This window comes from Massilia sp. BAP21 (assembly GCF_057801335.1).
The window spans coordinates 1,129,281-1,153,568 of sequence record NZ_CM173596.1; the positions used below are offsets into that span (position 1 = coordinate 1,129,281).

The window sequence follows — 24,288 nt, forward strand, 5'->3', positions numbered from 1 at the left end:
TGGAGGAAGTAAAGTTCGGTAGTAACTGTCGTGTCAACAAACAGCACTGTATTCTCGATTTAACTATACCTGCTAAGGTTATAGGGACAAGCCGTACGGGCAATTAGTACTGGTTAGCTTAATGCATTACTGCACTTCCACACCCAGCCTATCAACGTCCTGGTCTCGAACGACCCTTCAAGGAGCTCAAGGCTCCGGGAAATCTCATCTCAAGGCAAGTTTCCCGCTTAGATGCTTTCAGCGGTTATCTCTTCCGAACTTAGCTACCCGGCAATGCCACTGGCGTGACAACCGGTACACCAGAGGTTCGTCCACTCCGGTCCTCTCGTACTAGGAGCAGCCCCCTTCAAATTTCCAACGCCCACGGCAGATAGGGACCAAACTGTCTCACGACGTTTTAAACCCAGCTCACGTACCACTTTAAATGGCGAACAGCCATACCCTTGGGACCGGCTACAGCCCCAGGATGTGATGAGCCGACATCGAGGTGCCAAACTCCCCCGTCGATATGAACTCTTGGGAGGAATCAGCCTGTTATCCCCAGAGTACCTTTTATCCGTTGAGCGATGGCCCTTCCATACAGAACCACCGGATCACTATGTCCTACTTTCGTACCTGCTCGACTTGTCGGTCTCGCAGTTAAGCACGCTTATGCCATTGCACTATTAGCACGATGTCCGACCGTACCTAGCGTACCTTCGAACTCCTCCGTTACACTTTAGGAGGAGACCGCCCCAGTCAAACTGCCTACCATGCACTGTCCCCGATCCGGATAACGGACCAAGGTTAGAACCTCAAACAAACCAGGGTGGTATTTCAAGGATGGCTCCACGAGAACTGGCGTCCCCGCTTCAAAGCCTCCCACCTATCCTACACAGATTGGCTCAAAGTCCAATGCAAAGCTACAGTAAAGGTTCATGGGGTCTTTCCGTCTAGCCGCGGGTAGATTGCATCATCACAAACATTTCAACTTCGCTGAGTCTCGGGAGGAGACAGTGTGGCCATCGTTACGCCATTCGTGCAGGTCGGAACTTACCCGACAAGGAATTTCGCTACCTTAGGACCGTTATAGTTACGGCCGCCGTTTACTGGGACTTCAATCAAGAGCTTGCACCCCATCATTTAATCTTCCAGCACCGGGCAGGCGTCACACCCTATACGTCCACTTTCGTGTTTGCAGAGTGCTGTGTTTTTATTAAACAGTCGCAGCCACCAGTTTATTGCAACCCTTTCACCCTTCCACAGTAAAGTGGTCAAGCTACCGGGGCGTACCTTTTCCCGAAGTTACGGTACCAATTTGCCGAGTTCCTTCTCCCGAGTTCTCTCAAGCGCCTTAGAATACTCATCTCGCCCACCTGTGTCGGTTTGCGGTACGGTCTCGTATGACTGAAGCTTAGAGGCTTTTCTTGGAACCACTTCCGATTGCTTCGTAGCACATGGCTACACGTCCCAGTCCCTTGAATTACGCACCCGGATTTGCCTAAGTGCCTTCTATGAACCAGAAACCAGCTATTCCAACAGCTGGACAACCTTCCGCGATCCGTCCCCCCATCGCATCATACGACGGTGCAGGAATATTAACCTGCTTCCCATCAGCTACGCATCTCTGCCTCGCCTTAGGGGCCGACTCACCCTGCTCCGATGAACGTTGAACAGGAAACCTTGGGCTTACGGCGTGCGGGCTTTTCACCCGCATTATCGCTACTCATGTCAGCATTCGCACTTCTGATACCTCCAGCATCCTTTACAAGACACCTTCGCAGGCTTACAGAACGCTCTCCTACCATATGTCCTAAGACATATCCGCAGCTTCGGTGACTGGCTTAGCCCCGTTACATCTTCCGCGCAGGACGACTCGATCAGTGAGCTATTACGCTTTCTTTAAATGGTGGCTGCTTCTAAGCCAACATCCTGACTGTTTTAGCCTTCCCACTTCGTTTTCCACTTAGCCAATCTTTGGGACCTTAGCTGGCGGTCTGGGTTGTTTCCCTCTTGACGCCGGACGTTAGCACCCGACGTCTGTCTCCCAAGCTCGCACTCATCGGTATTCGGAGTTTGCAATGGTTTGGTAAGTCGCAATGACCCCCTAGCCATAACAGTGCTCTACCCCCGATGGTGATACTTGAGGCACTACCTAAATAGTTTTCGGAGAGAACCAGCTATTTCCAAGTTTGTTTAGCCTTTCACCCCTACCCACAGCTCATCCCCTAATTTTTCAACATTAGTGGGTTCGGACCTCCAGGGCGTGTTACCGCACCTTCATCCTGGCCATGGGTAGATCACTTGGTTTCGGGTCTACACCCAGCGACTGTCGCCCTGTTCGGACTCGATTTCTCTACGGCTCCCCTATCCGGTTAACCTCGCCACTGAATGTAAGTCGCTGACCCATTATACAAAAGGTACGCCGTCACGGAACAAGTCCGCTCCGACTGTTTGTATGCACACGGTTTCAGGATCTATTTCACTCCCCTCCCGGGGTTCTTTTCGCCTTTCCCTCACGGTACTGGTTCACTATCGGTCGATTACGAGTATTTAGCCTTGGAGGATGGTCCCCCCATGTTCAGACAGGATTTCTCGTGTCCCGCCCTACTTGTCGTACGCTTAGTACCACCGGTCTGATTTCGTGTACGGGGCTATCACCCGCTATGGCGCCTGTTTCCAAAGGCTTCCACTATCAGTCCGACTATCACGTACAGGCTCTTCCCATTTCGCTCGCCACTACTTTGGGAATCTCGGTTGATTTCTTTTCCTGCAGCTACTTAGATGTTTCAGTTCGCCGCGTTCGCTTTGCATACCTATGTATTCAGTATGCAATGACCTAAAAGGCCGGGTTTCCCCATTCGGAAATCTGCGGATCAAAGTGTGTTTGCTCACTCCCCGCAGCTTATCGCAAGCTACTACGTCCTTCATCGCCTGTAATCGCCAAGGCATCCACCATGTGCACTTATTCGCTTGTCCCTATAACGTTAGCCCCTGCTGACAACAGGGAGCGTTATAGAAATCAAGAGTACAGCTTAATTGCATGTTTGTTGATACTTGATTACTACCCTAAGTGTGCTCGCTCATCATTTCTGATTCGCTTACACGCTTAAAAAAACTTTACTTCTTCCAGATTGTTAAAGAACAGAACAACAGTGATCTCGAAAAGATCAAACCTAAACCGCACAGGCTTACGTTTGAACTTTAATGGTGGAGGATGACGGGATCGAACCGACGACCCCCTGCTTGCAAAGCAGGTGCTCTCCCAGCTGAGCTAATCCCCCATTGGGTATGACTGGTAGGGCTGGTTGGACTCGAACCAACGACCCCCGCGTTATCAACACGGTGCTCTAACCAGCTGAGCTACAGCCCCGAAACTGTGTTCTTCTTGTTCAACAGTCGATAAGTGCGGACGCTTGATGAGCAGAGCAAAGCTCTGCGAACCGTTAAGGCCCTTGTGCTACTCTAGAAAGGAGGTGATCCAGCCGCACCTTCCGATACGGCTACCTTGTTACGACTTCACCCCAGTCACGAATCCTACCGTGGTAAGCGCCCTCCTTGCGGTTAAGCTACCTACTTCTGGTAAAACCCGCTCCCATGGTGTGACGGGCGGTGTGTACAAGACCCGGGAACGTATTCACCGCGACATGCTGATCCGCGATTACTAGCGATTCCAACTTCACGCAGTCGAGTTGCAGACTGCGATCCGGACTACGATACACTTTCTGGGATTAGCTCCCCCTCGCGGGTTGGCGGCCCTCTGTATGTACCATTGTATGACGTGTGAAGCCCTACCCATAAGGGCCATGAGGACTTGACGTCATCCCCACCTTCCTCCGGTTTGTCACCGGCAGTCTCATTAGAGTGCTCTTGCGTAGCAACTAATGACAAGGGTTGCGCTCGTTGCGGGACTTAACCCAACATCTCACGACACGAGCTGACGACAGCCATGCAGCACCTGTGTTCAGGCTCCCTTTCGGGCACATCCAGATCTCTCCGGACTTCCTGACATGTCAAGGGTAGGTAAGGTTTTTCGCGTTGCATCGAATTAATCCACATCATCCACCGCTTGTGCGGGTCCCCGTCAATTCCTTTGAGTTTTAATCTTGCGACCGTACTCCCCAGGCGGTCTACTTCACGCGTTAGCTGCGTTACCAAGTTAATTAAAACCCGACAACTAGTAGACATCGTTTAGGGCGTGGACTACCAGGGTATCTAATCCTGTTTGCTCCCCACGCTTTCGTGCATGAGCGTCAATCTTGACCCAGGGGGCTGCCTTCGCCATCGGTGTTCCTCCACATCTCTACGCATTTCACTGCTACACGTGGAATTCTACCCCCCTCTGCCAGATTCAAGCCTTGCAGTCTCCATCGCAATTCCCAGGTTGAGCCCGGGGCTTTCACGACAGACTTACAAAACCGCCTGCGCACGCTTTACGCCCAGTAATTCCGATTAACGCTTGCACCCTACGTATTACCGCGGCTGCTGGCACGTAGTTAGCCGGTGCTTATTCTTCAGGTACCGTCATTAGCAAGAGATATTAGCTCCTACCGTTTCTTCCCTGACAAAAGAGCTTTACAACCCGAAGGCCTTCTTCACTCACGCGGCATTGCTGGATCAGGCTTGCGCCCATTGTCCAAAATTCCCCACTGCTGCCTCCCGTAGGAGTCTGGACCGTGTCTCAGTTCCAGTGTGGCTGGTCGTCCTCTCAGACCAGCTACTGATCGTCGCCTTGGTGAGCCTTTACCTCACCAACTAGCTAATCAGATATCGGCCGCTCCAGGAGCATGAGGTCTTGCGATCCCCCACTTTCATCCTTAGATCGTATGCGGTATTAGCGTAACTTTCGCTACGTTATCCCCCACTCTTGGGTACGTTCCGATATATTACTCACCCGTTCGCCACTCGCCGCCAGGTTGCCCCGCGCTGCCGTTCGACTTGCATGTGTAAAGCATGCCGCCAGCGTTCAATCTGAGCCAGGATCAAACTCTTCAGTTCAATCTCTGTTTTCGCCATTTCTGGCAACTTCTTTCGAAGTGTCGCTCACTCAAAATACTGACCGTCACTCATTGCTGAGCAACGTATTTCTTTTGTGCGAACATTTGATAATTTAAGTAATCAGCTGAACAAGTCAGCCGGCACCTTCATCAAACGCCCACACTTATCGACTGTTAATTGTTAAAGAACTTATTCGGTATTGCTTGCTGCGCTTCGACAAATCGTTTTGTTTGTCAGCAGCAGAGAAGTGAGATTATGCAGTGTTTCGCGATCTTCGTCAACTCCTCGTTTGCTTCAGCTCAGTTTCCTGAGTTTGCTGTTGTTAGATCAACTACTTGATTTCGTTGATGTTTTACAGCAGCGCCGAAGCGGAGGCGAACTATAGCAAACGGCTGAGCAGTTGCGCAAGACCCCGCCGCGAACTATTTACAACAGCCAGTCGATCGGTAGGATCGACAGCACGCTCACGCCGGCGCGCTTCCAGACCGTGGTGCCCGGTTCCTGGTCGTAACGCACGAGCTTGCCGTTGCTGCGCTCGGTCCAGTACAGCTTGCCCTGCCCGTCGAGACGCACCTCATACGCGGTTTCCGGAATACTTTGGTCCAGGGTCTGGCCCAGGCGTTGCGCCAGGGCCGGGCTGTCGATGACAAACCCCATCTCGGTATTCAGGTCGATCGAACGCCGGTCCATATTGAAGGAGCCGACGAACACGTTGCGGCCGTCGACGCCGAAGGTCTTGGCATGCAGGCTCGATGCCGAGCTGCCGAAGCGGCCACGCCCGGTATCCGGCAGCTCCGGCCCCCAGCTGCGACGCAACTCATATAAAGACACGCCGGCACGCAGCAGTTCATGGCGCCACTTCGCATAACCCGCATGGACCGCGGCAACATCGGTCGCCTCCAGCGAGTTGGTCAGCACCCTTACCTTCACGCCGCGCCTGGCGATATCGACCAGTGCGTGCGCCGCCTTTTTACTGGGCACGAAATACGGCGACACCAGATCGACCTGCTGCTTCGGCTCGCCCAGCAGCTTGCCGAGGTCGGCCACCATGCGCGCATCCGGCGGCGCCTCGCCGAGCGCCTTGGCCGGGTCGTCGCTGACCAGCTCGGTCTTGCTCCACTCCAGCGGCAGGCGGCGCTGTGCCAGCTGCTCGACAAACGCAGAGGTGCGGATCGCCTCCAGGTAGCGCTGCGCCTCCGGCCTGACACGCAATTGCGCCGCGCGCGCGGCCAGGGCCTCGCGTGGCTCCGCCTCCGCCGTGTCGACCAGCCTCGCAACCGGATAGGCCGAGGCACTGTTCCAGTAGCGGTCGAAATCCTGCGACACCTCCTGCACCACCGGCCCCACTGCCATCACGTCGAGATCGACGAACAGCATGTCGCCGGCCACGCCGAAGTATTCGTCGCCGATGTTGCGGCCGCCGACGATCGTCGCCTGGTTATCGGCGGTGAAGGATTTGTTGTGCATGCGCCGGTTCAGCCGGCTGAAGTCGGTCAGGTAACCCAGGCTGCGCCAGCCGCGTGAACCGAAGGGATTGAACAGGCGTACCTCGACGTTCGGGTCGCGGTCGAGCGCCGCCAGCACCGGGTCCAGCCCGGCCGTGTTGTTATCGTCGAGGAGAAGGCGCACGCGCACGCCGCGTGCCGCGGCGCTGCGCAGGGCATCGAGCATCAGGGTGCCAGTGAGATCGTTGCGCCATATATAGTACTGGACGTCGAGGCTGCGCTCGGCGCCGCGCGCCAGGAGCACGCGGGCGGCAAAGGCGTCGCGCCCGTCCGATAGCGCATGGATGCCGGAGCGTTCGGGATGCTCGGCAACCAGCGGCGCGATGGCCTGGCCGAGCCGGGTGCCGGCGGTGTCAAGCAGCGCCGCGCTGGCGGTGCGCTCGCCCAGCGGCGGCAGCGAGGTGCAGCCGTAGGTTGCCGCCGCAGCGACAACCAGTACGCCCGCACCAATCCGCAGCGCCGCGCGCATGCCGGTTACATGCCTTCGAAATTCGCCTTGCGCTTGCCGAGGAAGGCGGACATGCCCTCCTTTTGGGCCGGCGTGCCGAAGGCGGCGTGGAAGAAGCGGCGCTCGTAGCGCACGCCTTCGGTCAGCGTGGTTTCATACGCGCGGTTGACCGAATCCTTGATTGCCATGGCCACCGACACCGGCATCTCGGCGATGGTGTTCGCCACCGCCAGCGCTTCTTCCATCAGCTTCTCGGCCGGGAAGATACGCGAGACCAGGCCGGTGCGCTCGGCCTCAAGAGCGTCGATCATGCGCGCGGTGAGCAGCATGTCCATCGCCTTCGACTTGCCGATGGCGCGCGGCAGGCGCTGGGTGCCGCCGGCGCCCGGGGTCACGCCGACCTTGATTTCCGGCTGGCCGAACTTGGCGCTGTCGGCCGCGATCAGGAAGTCGCACATCATCGCCAGTTCGCAGCCGCCGCCCAGCGCATAGCCAGCCACGACGCCGATCACCGGTTTACGCACGTTCAGGATGTGCTCCCAGTTGCGGCCGATGTAGTTGCCCGGGTAGGTGTCGGCATAGGTGTACTCGGCCATGGCCGCGATGTCGGCGCCGGCCGCGAAGACCTTTTCGCTGCCGGTGAGGACGATGACGTTCACGGCCGGGTCGGCGTCGAACGCGTACAGCGCCTGACCGAGCTCGTTCATCATGTTGTCGTTCAGCGCGTTCATCGCCTTTGGACGGTTGAGGCGAATGACAACCACCTTGCCGTGGTTTTCGATCAGCAGGTCTGCGTACTCCATGGATTCTCCTCCAGAATATGACTTATCAATATGGATTCACTGCCGCGATTGTAGCGCCTTCGCAGGCCAAAAAGGACGGTATCATTGCCGGCTCTGCCATGTCTTGCGCGTGCACGTGATCCTCCATCCCCGTCAACTCCTGCAGCGCCTCATTGGCAACAGCCTCGGCGACGGCCTGCTACGCAATGCCGACTTCCGCCGTCTCTGGCTGACCAGCGCCCTGACCCAGTTCGGCGCCCAGATCACCCTGCTCGCCCTGCCGATCTGCGCGGTGCTCATGCTGCATGCGACGCCGGCCCAGATGGGGACGTTAGGCGCGCTCGAGTCCCTGCCCTTCCTGCTGTTCGGCCTGCCCTCGGGCGTGCTGCTGGAACGCTGCCGCCGCCTGCCGATCATGATGTGCAGCGACGCGATGGTGGCCACCGCCCTGGCCAGCGTGCCCCTCGCGTGGTGGCTCGATGCCTTGACCATCCACTGGCTGTATGCGGTCGGCTTCGTACTCGGCACCGGCCTGGTGATCGGCGGCAGCGCCGAGCAGGTCTTCCTCACCTTCGTTGTCGGGCGCGAGCGCCTGGTCGATGCCCACGCCAAGTTCGCCGCCACCGAATCGGCCGCGCGCCTGATCGGCCCCGGCATGGCCGGCGCCATGGTGCAGCTGCTTGGCGCGCCGATCGCGATCCTGTGCAACGTGGCCGGCTTCATGGTCTCGCTGGCGAACCTGAAGCGCATCCGCGCGCGCGAGCCGCAGCCGGCGCCGGCGCACACGCATCCGCTGCGCGACATCCGCGACGGCCTCGCCTTTGTCTGGAACCAGCGCGTGCTGCGCACCCTGGCCTGGACTTCCGGCGCCTGGCACTTCCTGTTCTATGGCTACATGGCGCTGCACGTGCTGTTCGCCACGCGCGTGCTGGGCATGGCGCCGGGCGTGATGGGCACGGCCCAGATGCTGGGCGGCGCCGGCATCCTGGCCGGCTCGGTGCTGGTCAAGCCGCTCTCGCACCGCTACGGCACCGGGCGCGCGATCCTGGTCGGCCTGTGCAGCTGCGCGCTCGGCTACGCGCTGATGCCGGCGATTCCCACGACCCTGTTCGACAGCGCGCTCGCCAGCGCCGTCGCCTACGCCGTCGTGGTGTTCCTGCTCGATTGCGGCGCCACGCTGTTCTTCGTGCCCTACATCGCGCTGCGCCAGCGCGTGACGCCGGATGCGATGCTGGGGCGGATGGTGGCGACGATGCGCGCGCTGACGGTGGCGACGGCGCCCCTGGGCGCACTGGCGGCGGGCGCGCTGGCCGAGCGCTTCAGCGTGCGGGCCGGGCTGATGTGCATCGCGGCGGGAGGCCTGCTGCTCGCCACCGGCGCGGTCTGCGCAACCCGGCTGGGGGACGTAAAAGACTGAGCGGCCGGCGCGGCCGCTCACGTCGATGGCGGCAGCGTTAACCGCGTTTCCGGGCAGCCCGGCGCCTGGCAGGCATCCGGCAGGCTGCGCAGCCAGGCGATCACCGAGTCGACCGTGACGACCTGGATCTGGCCTGCGCGCAGCAGGGCCGGCGGCAAGTCGTCGAACACGATCTGCGCGTTGACGAAGCGCGCGCCGAAGCGGGTCAGGATGTTGGCTTCGACCTGGGTCGGCAGGTACGCATGCGCCTTGAGCCAGGCCTGGGCGCCCGGGCGGTCGGGCGCCTCGCCCTCCCCGGCATAGGCAAAGGCCAGCATCTCGAGCACCCAGCCGTTCGAATTCTGGTAGCGCGTGTCGAAGGGATAGGCCACCACGTTGTAGTGCGGCTGGTGGTAGGTCCTGGCTTCTTCGCCGAGCAGGGCGGTTTTCAGGCGGCGCTGCGCCGCGGGCGCCAGGCGCCAGATGCCGGCCTGGTAGCGGTGCGGCGCATCGGCAAAAAAATTCACCAGGCCTTCGTCGTACAGCGCCGACTTGGTGCTGCCGCAGCGGTTCAGCTTGTGCACGACCGACCAGGCTCCCGCCGGATGCTCGCGCACGGCAAACCCCATGTGCGAATAAGTCAGCCCGTATTTTTCCAGGTCTTGTCCGACGCGCGCGATGAGCACGACCTCGTCGTCGATCGTGCCGAGCGCGGCGCGCGTAACGTCGCCGAGCTGCATGCTCAGGCGCGACTTCTCGGGTTCGATCTCGCGGACTGCGCACTGCTGCCCGGCCAGCGCGGTGCATGCCATGGAAGCGAGCACCGCCGCCAGCAGCAGGCGGCGCAGGATCACGTGCGGGCCTTCGAATGCACGAGCCCGGTGTCGGGACGGGCCAGCACCACCAGTGTGGCGCCGGCTTTCTTGACGGCGAAGCCGGTCTGGCCGATCGCTTCGATGTCCAGCATGTCGTTCACTTGCACGGCTTGCGCGCGGGCGGCGGCGCTGCTCACCAGCGTATCGACCTGCGTCACGCCATCCTTGCTGCGCAAGGTCAGCGCGGTCCGGTTGCCCTGCTGGCGGATGGCGGTGACCTGCATCTGCCTGTTCTTCCCGGCGTCGCCCGGCATGGTCTTGGACAGGCTCTCGGAGACATCGGCAGATATCAGGGAGGGTGCGAGCGACAGCATGGCCCAGGCCGGCATGACTGCCTCGGCGGCGGCAGGCCTTGCAATAGCGGCGGAAAGCAACAGGGCGACAAGAGGCGCTGCACGCATCATCCGGCCCATCAGGTGCGCACGCGCGAATGCACGAGACCGGTGTCGGGACGAAGCATGACCCCCACCGTTGCGCCGGCTTTCTTGAGGGCGAAGCCGGCCTGGCCGATGGTTTCGATGTCCAGGGTATCGTTCACCTGCACGCCGTGGGCGCGGGCAGCCGCGCTACTCACCACCGTATCGACGTCGGTCGTGCCATCCTGGCTGCGCAAGGTGAGCGCGGTCTTGTCGCCCTCCTGGCGCATTGCCGCGACTTGCCACTTCTTGTTCTTCTCGACGTCGCCCGAGGTTTTCTCGGACAGGTTCTTGGCGCCTTCGGAAGACATATAGAAGGGCATCAGCGACACCACGAACGGGATGGCCCAGGACGGGATCACCGCATCGGCGGCCGCCGGCGCCGCGATGGAGGCCGACAGCAGCAGGGCAAGAAGGGGGGCAAAGCGACGTGAGGTGCGCATGGTCTATCCAATCGGCTGGCCGGCATGGAGCATGCCGCCAAGTGTTATTTAATAGTAACTAAACAACCTTAGCGGATACCGGCCATCGCTGCAATACGAACCTGCTATTTCGGCAATAAAACCTACACCGCACCACGCGCTTTCATGCGCCCCGCATATTCCGCCGCATTTCCACCGAAGCCGAAGAAGAAATCCGCCCGCACCGGCCCGCGAATGGCCCCGCCGGTGTCCTGCGCCATCATCAGCCGCTGCAGCGGCGCTCCGTCCGCCGGGTGGGTCGTCGCCAGGAACAGCGGCGCCCCCAGCGGCACGACCGATGGATCGACCGCCACCGAGCGCTCCGGGGTGAGCGGCACGCCGAGCGCGCCCTTCGGCCCGACCGAGGCATCCGGCAGGCGCTCTTCCTTGAAGAAGATATAGCTCGGATTGACGTTCAGGAGTTCCTGGCGCCGCGCCGGATTGGCGGCAATCCAGGCCTTGATGCTCTGCGCCGACACGCCGTCGGCCGGCAACTCGCCCTGCTCCACCAGCCAGCGTCCGATCACCTTGTACGGGTGCCCGTTCTGGTCGGCGAAAGCGATACGCACCGTCTCGCCGGTCTCGTCGATCCGCACGCGGCCCGAGCCCTGCACCTCGAGGAAGAAGGCCTCGACCGGATCGTCGACCCAGACCAGCTCCTTGCCCTTCAGGGGCGCGCGCTCGATTTCGGCGCGGGTGGCATACGGCACCACGGTCTTGCCGACGAGGCGGCCACGCAGGCGCATGTTCTTCAAATTCGGATACACGCTGCCCAGGTCGACCGTGACCAGGTCGTCCGGTACGCGGTACAGCGGCGTCTGGAAGGCGCCGCCGCGCTTGCGCGAGCCGCGCAGCATGGGTTCGTAGTAGCCGGTGATCAGGCCGGTGTCGGCGCCGTCGGGCGTGCGCATCTGCTGCGGCACGAAGTAGGTTTCGAAGTACACGCGGATCGCCGCGTTGTCGCGCGCGTCGACCCGCGCGGCTGCCGCGCACGCCGAAGACCACTCTGCCTTTTTCGCCAGCACGCGGCAGGAGGATAGGAAGGCCGGCCAGGCCTGGCGCAGGTCGTCCTGCCGCCAGCCCGGCAAGGCGTCGAAGGAGACCGGCGTCATGGCCGGCACCGGTGGCGGCGGCGCGGTGGGCGCAGGAATGCCAATCGGCCCCACCGGCGGCGGCATCACGATGTCGGGCTGCTTCGATGATTCAGGCGACGGTACAGGCGCAGGCGCCGTGCCGCAAGCCGCCAGAAGAACGGCCACGAGGGCAATTGAAGCAGGTACACTAGGGCGGCGTATCGATTGCATGGGACGAAAGTATGTGGATCTTGATGCTGGAAGCCGGCGTGGCCTTGTTCCTGCTGGTGTTTATCGTATGGTGGACCATGTTCTCGGGCCGCCCGGAGGAGCGCAAGCGTCCGCTGCGCGACGACAGCCAGCCGCCGCGCGAGCAGGGCCAGGACAAACCCTGAGGCTCAGTGCAGGCTGCGCGGCAGCGACAGCACGAATTCGGGAATCGCCACCTCGAAGCGGTGACCATCTTCGGCCACGCAGAAGTATTCGCCGCGCATCGAGCCCTGCGGCGTGGCCAGCTGGGTGCCGCTGGTGTATTCGAACTGCTCGCCGGGCTTCAGCAGCGGCTGGTGCCCGACCACGCCCAGGCCAGACACTTCCTGGGTGCGGTTGTTGGCGTCGGTGATCACCCAGTGGCGCGAGATCAGCTGGGCCGGCACGCTGCCGGTATTGCGGATCGTGATCGTGTAGGAGAACACATAGTTGTCGCGTTCCGGATTCGATTGCTCCGGCAAGTGCTGGGTGCGGACGGTCACGGTGAAATCGTAGGCGGACATCGGCTTTCCTCTTTTCGTTATTAGTTGCCTGCGCGAATATCGCGGCCCTGGCGGCGGCGCGGATGTGCGCAAAACGACAATCATACAGGCCCGCGGAAAAGCCCGTCCGCGCGTCCACTTGCGCAGCGCAAACCCGGCTCGGCGTAAAATAGCTGGATTCCCGACCACCAACCAGTCACCGCAATGACCACCTACCGCATCGCTCCCAGCATCCTGTCCGCCGATTTCGCCCGCCTGGGCGAGGAAGTCCGCAACGTCGTCGAGGCCGGCGCCGACATCATCCACTTCGACGTGATGGACAACCATTACGTGCCGAACCTGACGATCGGCCCGCTGGTCTGCCAGGCGATCCGCCCGCACGTGCAGGTGCCGATCGACGTGCACCTGATGGTGAAACCGGTCGACCGCATCATCCCCGACTTCGCCAAGGCCGGCGCCAACATCATCACCTTCCACCCGGAAGCGTCGGACCACATCGACCGCACCCTGCAGCTGATCCGCGACCACGGCTGCAAGGCCGGCCTGGTGTTCAACCCGGCCACGCCGATGCACTACCTGGAACACGTGATGGACAAGATCGACATGATCCTGATCATGTCGGTGAACCCGGGCTTCGGCGGCCAGTCCTTTATTCCGGAAGCGCTGAAGAAGATCGCGATCGCGCGCCGCATGATCGACGAATCGGGCCGCGACATCATGCTGGAAGTCGATGGCGGCATCAAGGCCGAGAACATCGCCGCCGCAGCCGCTGCCGGCGCCGACACCTTTGTCGCCGGCTCGGCCATCTTCGGCAAGCCCGACTACAAGGCCGTGATCGACGCCATGCGCGCCGAACTGGCCAGCGTAGGCAAGTAATGCGGGCCGGCGCCGCGGCCATCAGGGCCGCCATCATCGACCTGGACGGCACCATGCTCGACACGGTGCCGGATTTCGAACTGGCCCTGAACGCCATGCGCGCCGAGTTCTCGCTGGCGCCGATCACGCAGGACGTGATCAAGCCGATGGTCGGCAAGGGTTCCGAAAAGCTGATCCGCGACGTGCTGGCGCTCGACTTCGACGCCGCCCGCATCGACGCCGTCTACAACGAGGCGATGGCCGCCTACCAGCGCCACTACCTCGCCATCAACGGCGAGCGCAGCGTGCTGTTCGATGGCGTGATCGAGGGCCTGCAAGCCCTGCGCGAACTCGGCCTGCGCCTGGCCTGCGTGACCAACAAGCCGATCAGCTTCACCACGCCGCTGCTGGCGCAAAAGGGCCTGGCGCCCTACTTCGAGCTGGTCTACGGCGGCGATTCGCTGCCGAAGAAAAAGCCCGATCCGCTGCCGCTGCTGCAGGTCTGCAGCGACTTCGATTTGCCGCCGCCGCAGGTGGTGGCGATCGGCGATTCTTCGAACGATGCCGAAGCGGCGCGCGCCGCGCGTTGCTTCGTGCTCACAGTGCCATATGGTTATAACCACGGAAGGCCTGTTCAAGAGATCGATTCCGATGGTATAGTTAATTCGCTACTGGATGCCGCGAAGCTGATTCGTGCGCACAACGGCGCTTAAACATCACTTATCTATACATGTTCTTCACCAAAAAACACACTGTCAACCAGACCGGCGCCCTTGAGGCCTGGCTGTGGCGACGCTGGCAATCCTGGGCTCACTAACCCTCTATTGATTGCTGCCGGCTGCACGCGCATCCGGCAGGTTTTTTGAACCACCGCCGCCCCACCTCCCTCCAACACGGGCGGCCCGGAGAAGAACATGACCGAACTCGAATTCCGCTCGCTGGCCAACCAGGGCTACAACCGCATTCCGCTCATCGCCGAAGCCTTTGCCGACCTGGAAACGCCGCTCTCGCTCTACCTGAAGCTGGCCCAGTCGCAGAACACCGGCAAGAACACCTTCCTGCTGGAGTCGGTGGTCGGCGGCGAGCGCTTCGGGCGCTACTCCTTCATCGGCCTGCCGGCCAAGACCCTGCTGCGCGCCACGGGCAACCTGGTCGAGATCGTCACCAACGGCGTGGTGACGGAGACGCACGAAGGCAACCCGCTCGACTTCATCGAAGCATTCCAGGCGCGCTTCAAGGTCGCGCTGCGCCCGGGCATGCCGCGCTTCTGCGGCGGCCTGGCCGGCTACTTCGGCTACGACACGGTGCGCCACATCGAGCGCAAGCTCGCCGGCAGCGCGCCGAAGGACGATCTCGGCCTGCCGGAGATCCAGCTGCTGGTGACGGAAGAACTGGCCGTCATCGATAACCTGTCGGGCAAGCTCTACCTGATCGTGTACGCCGACCCGGCGCAGCCGGAAGCCTTTGTCAAAGCCCGGCAGCGCCTGAAGGAACTGCGCGTAATGCTGCGCCGTAGCGTGGACGTGCCCGTCACCACCGGCTCGGTGCGGACCGAGGCCGTGCGCGATTTCAGTAAAGAGGACTACCTGGCGGCCGTGGCCAGGGCCCACGAATACGTGATGGCCGGCGACCTGATGCAGGTGCAGATCGGCCAGCGCATCCGCAAGCCGTATGTGGATTCGCCGCTGTCGCTGTACCGCGCGCTGCGTTCGCTGAACCCGTCGCCCTACATGTATTACTACAATTTCGGCGACATGCAGATCGTCGGCGCCTCGCCGGAAATCCTGGTCCGCAATGAAACGTCACCAGGCGGCGAACGCAAGGTCACGCTGCGCCCGATCGCCGGCACCCGTCCGCGCGGATCGACGCCGGAACGCGACGCCGAACTGGCTATCGAACTGCTGGCCGACCCGAAGGAGATCGCTGAACACGTGATGCTGATCGACCTGGCGCGCAACGACATCGGCCGCATCGCCGAGACCGGCAGCGTGAAGGTCACCGACCGCATGGTCATCGAAAAATACTCGCACGTGCAGCACATCGTCTCGAACGTCGAAGGCAGCCTGAAGGAAGGCCTGTCGAACCTGGATGTGCTGCGCGCCACCTTCCCGGCCGGGACACTGACCGGTGCGCCGAAAGTGCGGGCGATGGAAATCATCGACGAACTCGAGCCGGTGAAACGCGGCATCTACGGCGGTGCCTGCGGCTACCTGAGTTTTGGCGGCGAGATGGACGTGGCGATCGCGATCCGCACGGGCGTGATCAAGGACGGCAACCTGTATGTGCAGGCGGCAGCCGGCATCGTCGCCGATTCGATTCCCGAAATGGAATGGCAGGAAACCGAAAACAAGGCGCGCGCCGTATTGCGTGCGGCCGAGCAGGTGCAAGACGGACTGGATGGGGAGCTCTGACATGCTGCTAATGATCGACAACTACGATTCCTTCACCTACAACATCGTCCAGTACTTCGGCGAACTGGGTGAAGAAGTGCGCACCGTGCGCAACGACGAAGTGACCATCGAACAGATCGCGGACATGCGGATCGACCGCATCTGCATTTCTCCAGGGCCCAAGGCTCCGGTCGATGCCGGCGTGTCGGTCGACGTCATCAAGGAATTCGGCGGCAAGCTGCCTATCCTCGGCGTCTGCCTCGGCCACCAGGCCATCGGCGAAGCGTTTGGGGGCAAGATCGTGCGCGCCAAGCAGGTCATGCACGGCAAGACCTCGCTGGTGGCGCATACCGGCGTCGGCGTGTTCAAGGGCATCCCGAGTCCGTTCACCGTGATCCGCTACCACTCGTTGGCCATCGAGCGCGCCTCGCTGCCCGACTGCCTGGAAGTGACGGCCTGGACCGACGACGGCGAAATCATGGGCGTGCGCCACAAGGCGCTCGACATCGAGGGCGTGCAGTTCCACCCCGAATCGATCCTGTCCGAACACGGCCACGCGCTGCTAAAGAACTTCCTCGCGCGCTCATAACACTACTGGAACCTCCATGCCGATCACACCACAAGAAGCGCTGCTGCGCTGTATCGAACACCGCGAGATCTTCCACGACGAGATGCTGCACCTGTTCCGCCAGATCATGGCCGGCGAGATGTCGCCAACCATGGTGGCGGCACTGACCATGGGCCTGCGCGTGAAGAAGGAAACCATCGGCGAGATCACCGCCGCCGCCCAGGTCATGCGCGAATTTTCCACCAAGGTGCCGATGGCCGACACCAGCCGCCTGCTCGACATCGTCGGCACCGGCGGCGACGGCGCGAATACCTTCAACATCTCCAGCGCCTCGATGTTCGTGGCTGCCGCCGCCGGTGCGCGCGTGGCCAAGCACGGCGGACGCAGCGTGTCGTCGTCGTCGGGCAGCGCCGATTTGATCGAATCGCTCGGCGCCCACATCGATTTGAAACCCGAGCAGATCGCGCAATCGATCGCCCAGACCGGCATCGGCTTCATGTTCGCGCCGAACCATCACGCGGCCATGAAGCACGTGGCGCCGGTGCGCCGCGAACTCGGCGTGCGCAGCATCTTCAACATCCTGGGGCCGCTGACCAACCCGGCCGGCGCGCCGAACATTTTGATGGGCGTATTCCACCCCGACCTGGTCGGCATCCAGGTGCGCGTGCTGCAGCGCCTCGGCGCCCAGCATGCGCTGGTGGTCTGGGGCCGCGACAACATGGACGAAGTCTCGCTCGGCGCCGGCACCCTGGTCGGTGAACTGGTGAACGGCGAGATCTGCGAATACGAAATCCATCCGGAAGATTTTGGTCTGCAGATGGTTTCGAGCCGCAACCTGAAGGTGGCGAATACCGAGGAATCGAAAGTGCGCGTGCTGGAAGCGTTGCGCGGCGAACCGGGTCCGGCGTTCGACATCGTGGCGCTGAACGCCGGCACCGCGCTGTATGCGGCGGGCGTGTGCGCCTCGATCGAGGACGGCCTGGCCAAGGCGCGCGAGACCATCGCAAGCGGTGCGGCGCTGGCCAAGCTGGAACAGTTCGTGAACGTCACGCGCCAGCTGGGAGCACGCTGATCCATGTCCGACATCCTGAACAAGATTTTGGCCGTAAAAGCCGACGAAGTGGCAGCGGCGAAGAAGCACCGCGATTTGTTGAGCCTGCGTCGCGAAGTCGAGTCCGACAGCGAACTGCGCGCCGGCATCCGCGGCTTCGAGGCGAGCCTGCGCCGCAGTATTGCCGAGGGGCGCGCCGGCGTGATCGCCGAGGTGAAAAAGGCCTCGCCTTCGAAGGGCGTGCTGCGGCCGGATTTCCGTCCTGCTGCTATCGCCGAGAGTTACGCGCAAGGCGGCGCATCCTGCCTGTCGGTGCTGACCGACGTGCAGTTTTTCCAGGGTTCCGTGGATTACCTGCGCCAGGCGCGCGCCGCCGTGGAGCTGCCGGTGATCCGCAAGGACTTCATCGTCGACATGTACCAGGTGTACGAAGCCCGTGCGATGGGGGCCGATGCGATTCTCTTGATCGTCTCTGCGCTGGATCATGGCCTGATGGCCGAGTTGGAGGCATGTGCGCAGGAACTCGGTATGGACGTGCTGGTCGAAGTACATGACGGTGATGAGTTGACCGCGGCGCTGCGCCTGAAAACGCGGCTCGTGGGCATCAACAACCGCAACCTGCGCACGTTTGCCGTGTCGCTCGATACGACCATCGATCTGCTGCCGCGTATCCCAAGCGAGCGGCTGGTGGTCACCGAGTCCGGCATCGCCGTGCGGGGCGATGTCGAGCGCATGCGCGCGGCGAACGTGCATGCCTTCCTGGTGGGCGAAGCCTTCATGCGGGCGCCCGATCCCGGCAACGAATTGCGACGATTATTCGACTGACATGAACACTTCCATCCGCATCAGGGCCGCTCTCCTTCTTCTACTGGCAGCCCTGGGCGGATGCAGCACGGTCCAGCCCGTTGCTTCCACGGCCCGACGACTTGTCGAGGCCATTCTTCCCGGTTCTCCCTCTACGCCCAGCCCTGTCGGCCCGCTCGATGCGCCGGCGCCGCCGCCTTCGCGCACGCTCGATGCGTACAAGGCCGAGGTGGCGCAGCACGTCATGCGGCACAACAGCGGGCAGACGTTCAGCGGGCGCTTGCCGCCCATGCTGCCGGCCATCGTGGTGCTGAACATCACGGTGCGCGATGATGGGGAGTTAGAGGATGTAAAGGTACAGAGGTCGCGCGACGAGGATGCGTCGCAGGTGGCGTTGGCGTCGATGCGGCGTAGCGAGCCCTTGCCCAGGCCGGTGCATCTGCTGGCGGGGAGTTCGCGCAAGCTGACGTTTTCGGAGACGTTTTTGTTCAACGACCAGTACCGGTTTCAGTTGCGCAGTCTCGCTGGCCCGCAATAAGCTGACGTGTTTCGATCGGCCCGCGGCTGAAACCGTACGGTGGGGTCATTGATGCCGGGGGCATCAATGACGAAGTGCCCACGCGGAACGCCGCATCATGTTGGCTTCGTTTGAATGTTGCGGTCTGCTCTTGGATGCGGCGTCACAATGCGGGCCACGCGGCTTTAACAATGCCAACGTCATGCAGGCTTCCGCGTGGGCACGGAGTGCCCACCGTACGGTTAGCGTATCAACTCGTGCGCGCGCCGCGTGTGCATCGACACCGGGTGCCGATCCATTACACCGCGCTCGGGCGCGCAATCGTCCCGGCCTTGCGCACGCCGGCCACCGTCGACAGCGTAATGCCCGGCACCCGGTCACCCTGCAGTGTCACCTCGAAGGCCATCAACTCATCGCGCCGGAACGCATGCACCGTCACCTTGTCGCCCACGCGGTAGCGCGACAACAAGGCATCCACGTTCGACGGGTTACCGTTCACGCGCAGGCCGTCGATCGCAATCACGATGTCCAGCGCCGACAATCCTGCCCCATGCGCCGCACCGCCCTCATGCACTTGGGTCAATTTGGCGCCAAGCGGATCACGGCCGATGCCGGCGTCGAGCGACGGCTTGCCGCTGTTGCGCTCGTCCACTAGCTTGACGCCCAGCGGCGCGTACAGCTTGGCCAGCGGCAGGTCCTCGACACCGCGGATGTACTTGTCGAACAGCCCGCGCAGCTTCACGCCGCTGACTTCGTCGAACAGCGCTTCCACTTCGCGCTCGGTCACGCCGCGGCCTGCACCGGCGTAGAAGTCGCGCCCGTAGCGCTGCCACAGCGCGCGCATGATGTCGTCCAGCGAACGCGCACCGTTCGTCTTGGTGCGGATGGTCAGGTCGAAGGCCAGCGCGATCAGCGAACCCTTGGTGTAGTAGCTGATGATGGCGTTCGGCGAATTCTCGTCCTGGCGGTAGTACTTGCTCCAGGCGTCGAAGCTGGAATCGGCCACGCTCTGCTTGGTACGGCCGCTGCCGCGCAACACGCTGCCGACGGTTTTCCCCAGCAGCTTGAAGTAGGTCGGCTCGCCGATGATCCCGGCGCGCACCAGCATCAGGTCGTCGTAGTAGCTGGTGAAGCCTTCGAACAGCCACAGCAGCGGCGTGTAGTTTTCCGCCTGCAGGTCGTAGGGCGCGAACACGGCCGGCTTGATGCGCTTGACGTTCCAGGTATGGAAATACTCGTGGCTGCACAGGCCCAGGAATTTCAGGTAGCCCTCGCCCGGCTCGCCCGACTTCGGCCCGCCTACGCAGGGGAGATCGGCGCGCGCGCAGATCAGCGCGGTCGAGGCGCGGTGCTCGAGGCCGCCGTAGCCGTCGCCCACGGCCATGGTCATGAACACGTAGCGGTCGAGCGGCGCTTTTTTCGTCTCCGGCTCGAAGAAGGCGATCTGGGTTTCGCAGATGGCCTTGAGGTCGGCCTGCAGGCGCGCCATGTCCAGGTTGGGCACGCGGCCGGTGATGACGATGTCGTGCGGGATGCCGTGCGCCTTGAAGGTGGCCAAGGCGAAGTCGCCCATCTCCACCGGGTGGTCGATCAATTCGTCGTAGTCGCCGGCCACGTAGGTGCCGAAGCCGTAGCGCTTGGCGCCGAGTTCCTTCATCGCGGTGGCCACGCGCCAGGTCTTGGCGGCCGCGTCGGCGGGGCGCTGGATGTCGACCTGGTGCGCTTGCGCTTCCTGGCCAACCACGCGCAGGAAGACGCTGGTGCCGTTGAAGAAGCCGTGGGTCTGGTCGAGGTGGGCGGCGCGCACCGACAGGTCCCAGGCATAGACTTCGTAGTGCAGGGTCAGCGGACCTTCGACCGGTGCGGCCTGCCAGGAGTGCTTGTCGAGCTTGGCCAGCGCGACGGCGGCGCCATTCGCCTCGGCGCGGATGCGCACGATGTTGCGCGCGAATTCGCGGATCATGTAGCTGCCCGGGATCCAGGCCGGCAGGGCGAATACCTGGCCATCCGGCGCGGGCGCGGGCACCGTCACCGTGACGTTGAACAGGTGGCCGGCCAGGTCCTTGGGAACGATGCTGTACTGGATGGCGTTCTGCCTATTGGCCGGCTTGCTGGTGCGCCTGGCTGCCTGCGCCGTGGTTTGCTGGATGGTTTGCGGGGCGGCTTGCTGGGTGAGCAGATCAGCGGCCTGATCGGCGGTCTGCGCGGTGGTCTTCTTGGGCTGGGCGGTTTTTTTCATGGGTCGAAGGAAGGCTGCCGGGATACGTATAGTGTAAACGATTCGGCAGCGCCCGGACCCGCAGGCGCTAGAGGTCGGCCGGCGTGTCGATGTCGCGGAAGATCCCGGGGTCGTCGACCTCGACTTCGCGCACCGGCATCGACCTGAGCAGCGCACGCGCGCCGTGCTCCCCTTCCAGCGCCAGCAGCGCCGGCAGGTGCGCGGCGCCGAAAGCCACCGGGTTGCCGCGCCGCCCGGCGTGCACCGGCGTCGCGATGTCCGCGCCATCGGCCAGGGCAGCGAGCAGCGCCCGCATCGTCGCGGGAGAAACGAAAGGCATGTCGCCCAGCGCCACCAGCCAGGCATCGGCTGCGGGCAGCGAATGGCGGATGGCATGCACGAGCGAGGCCGCCATGCCGCTGTCGGCCTCGGGGCACAGCGTGACCTCGACGCCGAGCGCGCGCAGGAGAGCGGCGACGCCGCCGTCGGCCGGCGGCACCACCGCGATCACGCGCGGCACGACAGCAAGAAGCGCACGCGCACTGGCCGCCACCACCGGCTCGCCATCGGGCAGCAACTGGAGCAGCTTGTTGCGCTCGCCCAGCGGATCGAAGCGCCGGCCCCTGCCCGCGGCCAGCAGGATCCCGGCCACATTCATGGCGCCACGCACAGCGCCATTCACGGCGCCATTATGCAAGGGCCTGCGCGGCATCCTTGATGGCCGCGCGTATGCGCTGGTAGGTGCCGCAGCGGCAGATATTCCCGCTCATGGCGTTGTCGATGTCGGCGTCGCTCGGCGCCTTGTTGGTGCGCAGCAGCGCGGTGGCGCTCATCACCTGCCCGCTCTGGCAGTAGCCGCATTGCGGCACGTCGTGGCGTATCCAGGCGTCCTGCACGGCCTTGCCGACCGGGTCGCCGGCCATCGCTTCGATGGTGGTGATCTTCAACCCGGCGGCGGCCAAGATCGGCGTGATGCAGGAGCGGATCGGCGAACCTTCCAGGTGCACGGTGCAGGCGCCGCACAGGGCGGCGCCGCAGCCGAACTTGGTGCCGGTCAGGTCCAGGTTGTCGCGCAGGGCCCAGAGGATGGGCGTGGACGGATCGGCGTCGACCTGCAGGTCGCGCCCGTTGATGTTGAGTTGGACCATGCCGCCCGGCTCCCCTTCATGGCCAAACACTTGTTTGGCTCTTATAACAATTGTTTAGTTCAGCGATTCCAGTTTCGCTTCCAGCGTCTTCAGGTCGACCGCGCCCGGGATACGGCTGCCGTCGGTGAAGAAGATCGCCGGCGTGCCCTGGATGTTCAGCTTGTGGCCCAGTTCCACGACCTTGTCGTTCGGCGATTCGCAGCTGCTTGGCGCGGCTGTCGGCACCTTGCCGTTGATCATCCAGTCGTCCCAGGCCTTGACCTGGTTCGGCGAACACCAGATGTTCTTCGATTTTTCGAAGGAATCCGGCGACAGGATGTTGTACATGAAGGTGTAGATGGTCACGTTGTCGAGCTGGGCCAGCGTGGTGGCGCGCAGGCGCTTGCAATAGCCGCAGTTCGGGTCTTCGAAGACGGCGATCACGCGCTTGCCGTCGCCCTTCACCTGCTTCAGCGCCAGGTTCAGCGGCAGGTCGGAGAACTTGATCTTGTTCAGCTGGTCGATACGCTCGCGGGTCAGGTTCTTCGAGCTCTTGGCGTCGAACACCTGGCCGATGAACAGGTACTCGGCTTTCTTGTCGGTGTACAGGATGTCGCCGCCGACGCGCAGCTCGTACAGGCCGCTGTACGGCGTTTCCTTGATCGAGTCGATCTTGGCGCCGCCCAGGCGCGGCTCGATATTCTTGCGGATCGCCGTTTCGGTGTTCTGGGCATCGACGCAACCCGCGATCAGGCCCGTCGCCAGCAGTACGGCGACCTTGGTTTTTAACATCACTTTGAATTCCTTAGAAAATTACTTGCCGATGGCATGGGCCATCAGGCGCCGTTTCACGAAGGGCAGCTTGTCGAGCAAGTCCAGGCCCAGGTTGCGCACCACGCGCACGGGTTCGAGATTCGCGCCGAACAGGCGCTCCAGGCCGTCGGTGGCCAGCTGCATCAGCAGCACGTCTTCCTTGCGCGCACGCGCGTAACGAGCCAGCACCCGCTCGTCGCCGATGGCGCGGTGCTCCTCGCGCTCGCCGATCACGCGCAGCAGGTCGACCACGTCGCCGAAGCCCAGGTTCATGCCGTGCCCGGCCAGCGGATGCACGGCGTGCGCCGCGTCGCCAATCAGCGCCACGTGCGGCGCCACCAGCGCATGCGGACGCACCAGCGCCAGCGGCACCGCTTTCACGGCTTCCGGCTGCAGCGGTTTCAGGGCGCCGAGCGGCTCGTCGGCATATTCGCACAGGCGGATCGCCAGCTCGCCGAGCGATTCTTCCATCAGGGTGGCGGCCAGGGTTTCCGGCGCCGACCAGACCAGCGACACCTTGTTGCCCGGCAGCGGCAGCAGCGCCACGATGCCGTCCTTGCAGGTGAACCACTGGTGGGCCACGCCGTGGTGCGGCTTTTCGCAGGCAAAATTGGTGACGATGGCGCGCTGGTGGTAGGAGCGGTAATCGATGCCGATGTCGCACTGCCCGCGTACCCAGGAATCGCGGCCGTCGGCGCCGACCACCAGTCTGGCGTCGAGCCTGCGGCCGTCTTCGAGTTCCACTTGCGCGCCTTCCGGGCCGCAGGTGAGACGACAGGCGCAGCCGCTGACGACCTGCACGTTGTGCGCGAACTTCAGGGCGGCGTCCAGGGCTCCATTCAGGTTGCTGTCCTCGACAATCCAGGCCAGGGCGCCGGTATGCGCGCCAAAGGCGTCAAAGCCGAGCTTGCCACCGGCGTTGCCGTTTTCCTTGCCGTCGCCATTTACCGCCATCGCATCGACCGGCGCAATGCGCGCGCCGTCCATCGCGTCCCAGACCTTCAACGACGACAGCACATCGTGCGCCGTATGGTTCAGGGCGTAGACGCGCACGTCCCAGGGCCGTTCCGTTCCCGGCGCAAACGACGGGGCGGCGTCCTGGTCCGCCAGGCGCGGCGCCGGCACCAGCAGGGTGACGCTGTGCCCGGCCTGGGCAAAACCGAGGGCCGCGGTCTTGGCAATGGCGCCATTGCCGACGATGCAGACATCGCTGACGCGGGATTGTGCAGTGGAAGAATGTGGTGTCGTCATGCCAGGCAT

The 24,288-nt window shown here is 62.7% G+C and carries 21 protein-coding genes, 2 tRNA genes and 2 rRNA genes; 9 read left to right on the forward strand and 16 right to left on the reverse strand.

Features of this window, described 5'->3' with window-relative positions:
* Window positions 1–82: 82 nt before the first annotated feature.
* The 6 genes from ACWYRN_RS04980 to ACWYRN_RS05005 form a co-directional block, all read right to left on the reverse strand.
* Window positions 83–2,958 (reverse strand): 23S ribosomal RNA (locus ACWYRN_RS04980).
* A 229-nt stretch (window positions 2,959–3,187) separates the two neighbouring features.
* A tRNA-Ala gene (locus ACWYRN_RS04985) sits at window positions 3,188–3,263 on the reverse strand.
* 12 nt (window positions 3,264–3,275) lie between these two features.
* Window positions 3,276–3,352: transfer RNA gene (locus ACWYRN_RS04990), tRNA-Ile, on the reverse strand.
* Between the two features lie 96 nt (window positions 3,353–3,448).
* A 16S ribosomal RNA gene (locus tag ACWYRN_RS04995) occupies window positions 3,449–4,977 on the reverse strand.
* Together the 16S and 23S rRNA genes with 2 tRNA genes alongside form the textbook arrangement of a ribosomal RNA operon.
* Before the next feature lie 426 nt (window positions 4,978–5,403).
* Window positions 5,404–6,951: a phospholipase D family protein gene (locus ACWYRN_RS05000; protein WP_488691409.1), complete on the reverse strand. Its 1,548-nt coding sequence runs from the start codon at window positions 6,949–6,951 to the stop codon at window positions 5,404–5,406.
* A 5-nt stretch (window positions 6,952–6,956) separates the two neighbouring features.
* Window positions 6,957–7,733: an enoyl-CoA hydratase gene (locus ACWYRN_RS05005; RefSeq protein ID WP_488691410.1), complete on the reverse strand. Its 777-nt coding sequence runs from the start codon at window positions 7,731–7,733 to the stop codon at window positions 6,957–6,959.
* A gap of 115 nt (window positions 7,734–7,848) precedes the next feature.
* Here ACWYRN_RS05005 and ACWYRN_RS05010 point away from each other — a divergent pair, with 115 nt between their 5' ends.
* Window positions 7,849–9,129 (forward strand): MFS transporter, encoded by a 1,281-nt coding sequence (locus tag ACWYRN_RS05010; protein WP_488691411.1) that lies wholly within the window; start codon window positions 7,849–7,851, stop codon window positions 9,127–9,129.
* A gap of 17 nt (window positions 9,130–9,146) precedes the next feature.
* On the opposite strand, the gene ACWYRN_RS05015 is transcribed toward ACWYRN_RS05010, so the two are convergent.
* The 4 genes from ACWYRN_RS05015 to mltA all read right to left on the reverse strand — a co-directional run bounded on the left by ACWYRN_RS05015 (window position 9,147) and on the right by mltA (window position 12,164).
* On the reverse strand, window positions 9,147–9,962 hold the full coding sequence (locus ACWYRN_RS05015; RefSeq protein ID WP_488691412.1) for a DUF2145 domain-containing protein: 816 nt from the start codon (window positions 9,960–9,962) through the stop codon (window positions 9,147–9,149).
* Window positions 9,959–10,312 carry a hypothetical protein gene (locus ACWYRN_RS05020; protein ID WP_488691413.1) on the reverse strand — a complete coding sequence of 118 codons (354 nt, stop codon included), beginning with the start codon at window positions 10,310–10,312 and terminating at the stop codon, window positions 9,959–9,961. The genes ACWYRN_RS05015 and ACWYRN_RS05020 overlap by 4 nt, the downstream gene beginning before the upstream one ends.
* An 83-nt stretch (window positions 10,313–10,395) precedes the next feature.
* Window positions 10,396–10,842 carry a hypothetical protein gene (locus ACWYRN_RS05025; RefSeq protein WP_488691414.1) on the reverse strand — a complete coding sequence of 149 codons (447 nt, stop codon included), beginning with the start codon at window positions 10,840–10,842 and terminating at the stop codon, window positions 10,396–10,398.
* Window positions 10,843–10,964: 122 nt separating this feature from the next.
* On the reverse strand, window positions 10,965–12,164 hold the full coding sequence (gene mltA / locus ACWYRN_RS05030) for a murein transglycosylase A (RefSeq protein ID WP_488691415.1): 1,200 nt from the start codon (window positions 12,162–12,164) through the stop codon (window positions 10,965–10,967).
* A gap of 11 nt (window positions 12,165–12,175) precedes the next feature.
* Between mltA and ACWYRN_RS05035 the strand changes: the two genes are divergently transcribed.
* Window positions 12,176–12,328 carry a hypothetical protein gene (locus ACWYRN_RS05035; protein ID WP_229437502.1) on the forward strand — a complete coding sequence of 51 codons (153 nt, stop codon included), beginning with the start codon at window positions 12,176–12,178 and terminating at the stop codon, window positions 12,326–12,328.
* 3 nt (window positions 12,329–12,331) lie between these two features.
* On the opposite strand, the gene apaG is transcribed toward ACWYRN_RS05035, so the two are convergent.
* Entirely contained in the window at window positions 12,332–12,706 is a 375-nt protein-coding gene (gene apaG / locus ACWYRN_RS05040) for a Co2+/Mg2+ efflux protein ApaG (protein ID WP_488691417.1), read from the reverse strand.
* 183 nt (window positions 12,707–12,889) lie between these two features.
* Here apaG and rpe point away from each other — a divergent pair, with 183 nt between their 5' ends.
* From rpe to ACWYRN_RS05075, 7 genes are all read left to right on the forward strand, one after another.
* Window positions 12,890–13,561, forward strand: a complete 672-nt coding sequence (gene rpe, locus ACWYRN_RS05045; RefSeq protein WP_488691418.1) for a ribulose-phosphate 3-epimerase — start codon at window positions 12,890–12,892, stop codon at window positions 13,559–13,561.
* On the forward strand, window positions 13,561–14,253 hold the full coding sequence (locus ACWYRN_RS05050; RefSeq protein WP_488691420.1) for a phosphoglycolate phosphatase: 693 nt from the start codon (window positions 13,561–13,563) through the stop codon (window positions 14,251–14,253). Before rpe ends, ACWYRN_RS05050 begins: the two co-directional genes overlap by 1 nt.
* Window positions 14,254–14,454: 201 nt before the next feature.
* Window positions 14,455–15,951 (forward strand): anthranilate synthase component I, encoded by a 1,497-nt coding sequence (gene trpE / locus ACWYRN_RS05055; protein ID WP_488691421.1) that lies wholly within the window; start codon window positions 14,455–14,457, stop codon window positions 15,949–15,951.
* A 1-nt stretch (window position 15,952) separates the two neighbouring features.
* Window positions 15,953–16,519: an anthranilate synthase component II gene (locus tag ACWYRN_RS05060; RefSeq protein ID WP_488691422.1), complete on the forward strand. Its 567-nt coding sequence runs from the start codon at window positions 15,953–15,955 to the stop codon at window positions 16,517–16,519.
* A 16-nt stretch (window positions 16,520–16,535) separates the two neighbouring features.
* Entirely contained in the window at window positions 16,536–17,570 is a 1,035-nt protein-coding gene (gene trpD, locus ACWYRN_RS05065) for an anthranilate phosphoribosyltransferase (protein WP_488691423.1), read from the forward strand.
* Window positions 17,571–17,573: 3 nt separating this feature from the next.
* Entirely contained in the window at window positions 17,574–18,374 is an 801-nt protein-coding gene (gene trpC / locus ACWYRN_RS05070; protein WP_488691424.1) for an indole-3-glycerol phosphate synthase TrpC, read from the forward strand.
* 1 nt (window position 18,375) lies between these two features.
* Window positions 18,376–18,891, forward strand: a complete 516-nt coding sequence (locus ACWYRN_RS05075; protein ID WP_488691425.1) for a hypothetical protein — start codon at window positions 18,376–18,378, stop codon at window positions 18,889–18,891.
* Window positions 18,892–19,168: 277 nt separating this feature from the next.
* Here the strand turns inward: ACWYRN_RS05075 and ACWYRN_RS05080 are convergent, their stop codons facing one another.
* From ACWYRN_RS05080 to ACWYRN_RS05100, 5 genes are all read right to left on the reverse strand, one after another.
* Complete coding sequence (locus ACWYRN_RS05080; protein ID WP_488691427.1) at window positions 19,169–21,109, reverse strand: M61 family metallopeptidase; 1,941 nt, start codon at window positions 21,107–21,109, stop codon at window positions 19,169–19,171.
* Window positions 21,110–21,176: 67 nt separating this feature from the next.
* A complete protein-coding gene (locus tag ACWYRN_RS05085; RefSeq protein ID WP_488692777.1) occupies window positions 21,177–21,746 on the reverse strand; it encodes a nucleotidyltransferase family protein in 570 nt (189 codons plus the stop codon).
* A gap of 31 nt (window positions 21,747–21,777) precedes the next feature.
* Window positions 21,778–22,236 carry a (2Fe-2S)-binding protein gene (locus tag ACWYRN_RS05090; protein WP_488691429.1) on the reverse strand — a complete coding sequence of 153 codons (459 nt, stop codon included), beginning with the start codon at window positions 22,234–22,236 and terminating at the stop codon, window positions 21,778–21,780.
* A 54-nt stretch (window positions 22,237–22,290) separates the two neighbouring features.
* Window positions 22,291–23,007, reverse strand: a complete 717-nt coding sequence (locus tag ACWYRN_RS05095) for a DsbC family protein (protein WP_488691430.1) — start codon at window positions 23,005–23,007, stop codon at window positions 22,291–22,293.
* Window positions 23,008–23,028: 21 nt separating this feature from the next.
* Window positions 23,029–24,279, reverse strand: a complete 1,251-nt coding sequence (locus tag ACWYRN_RS05100) for an FAD-dependent monooxygenase (protein ID WP_488691431.1) — start codon at window positions 24,277–24,279, stop codon at window positions 23,029–23,031.
* Window positions 24,280–24,288 lie beyond the last annotated feature (9 nt).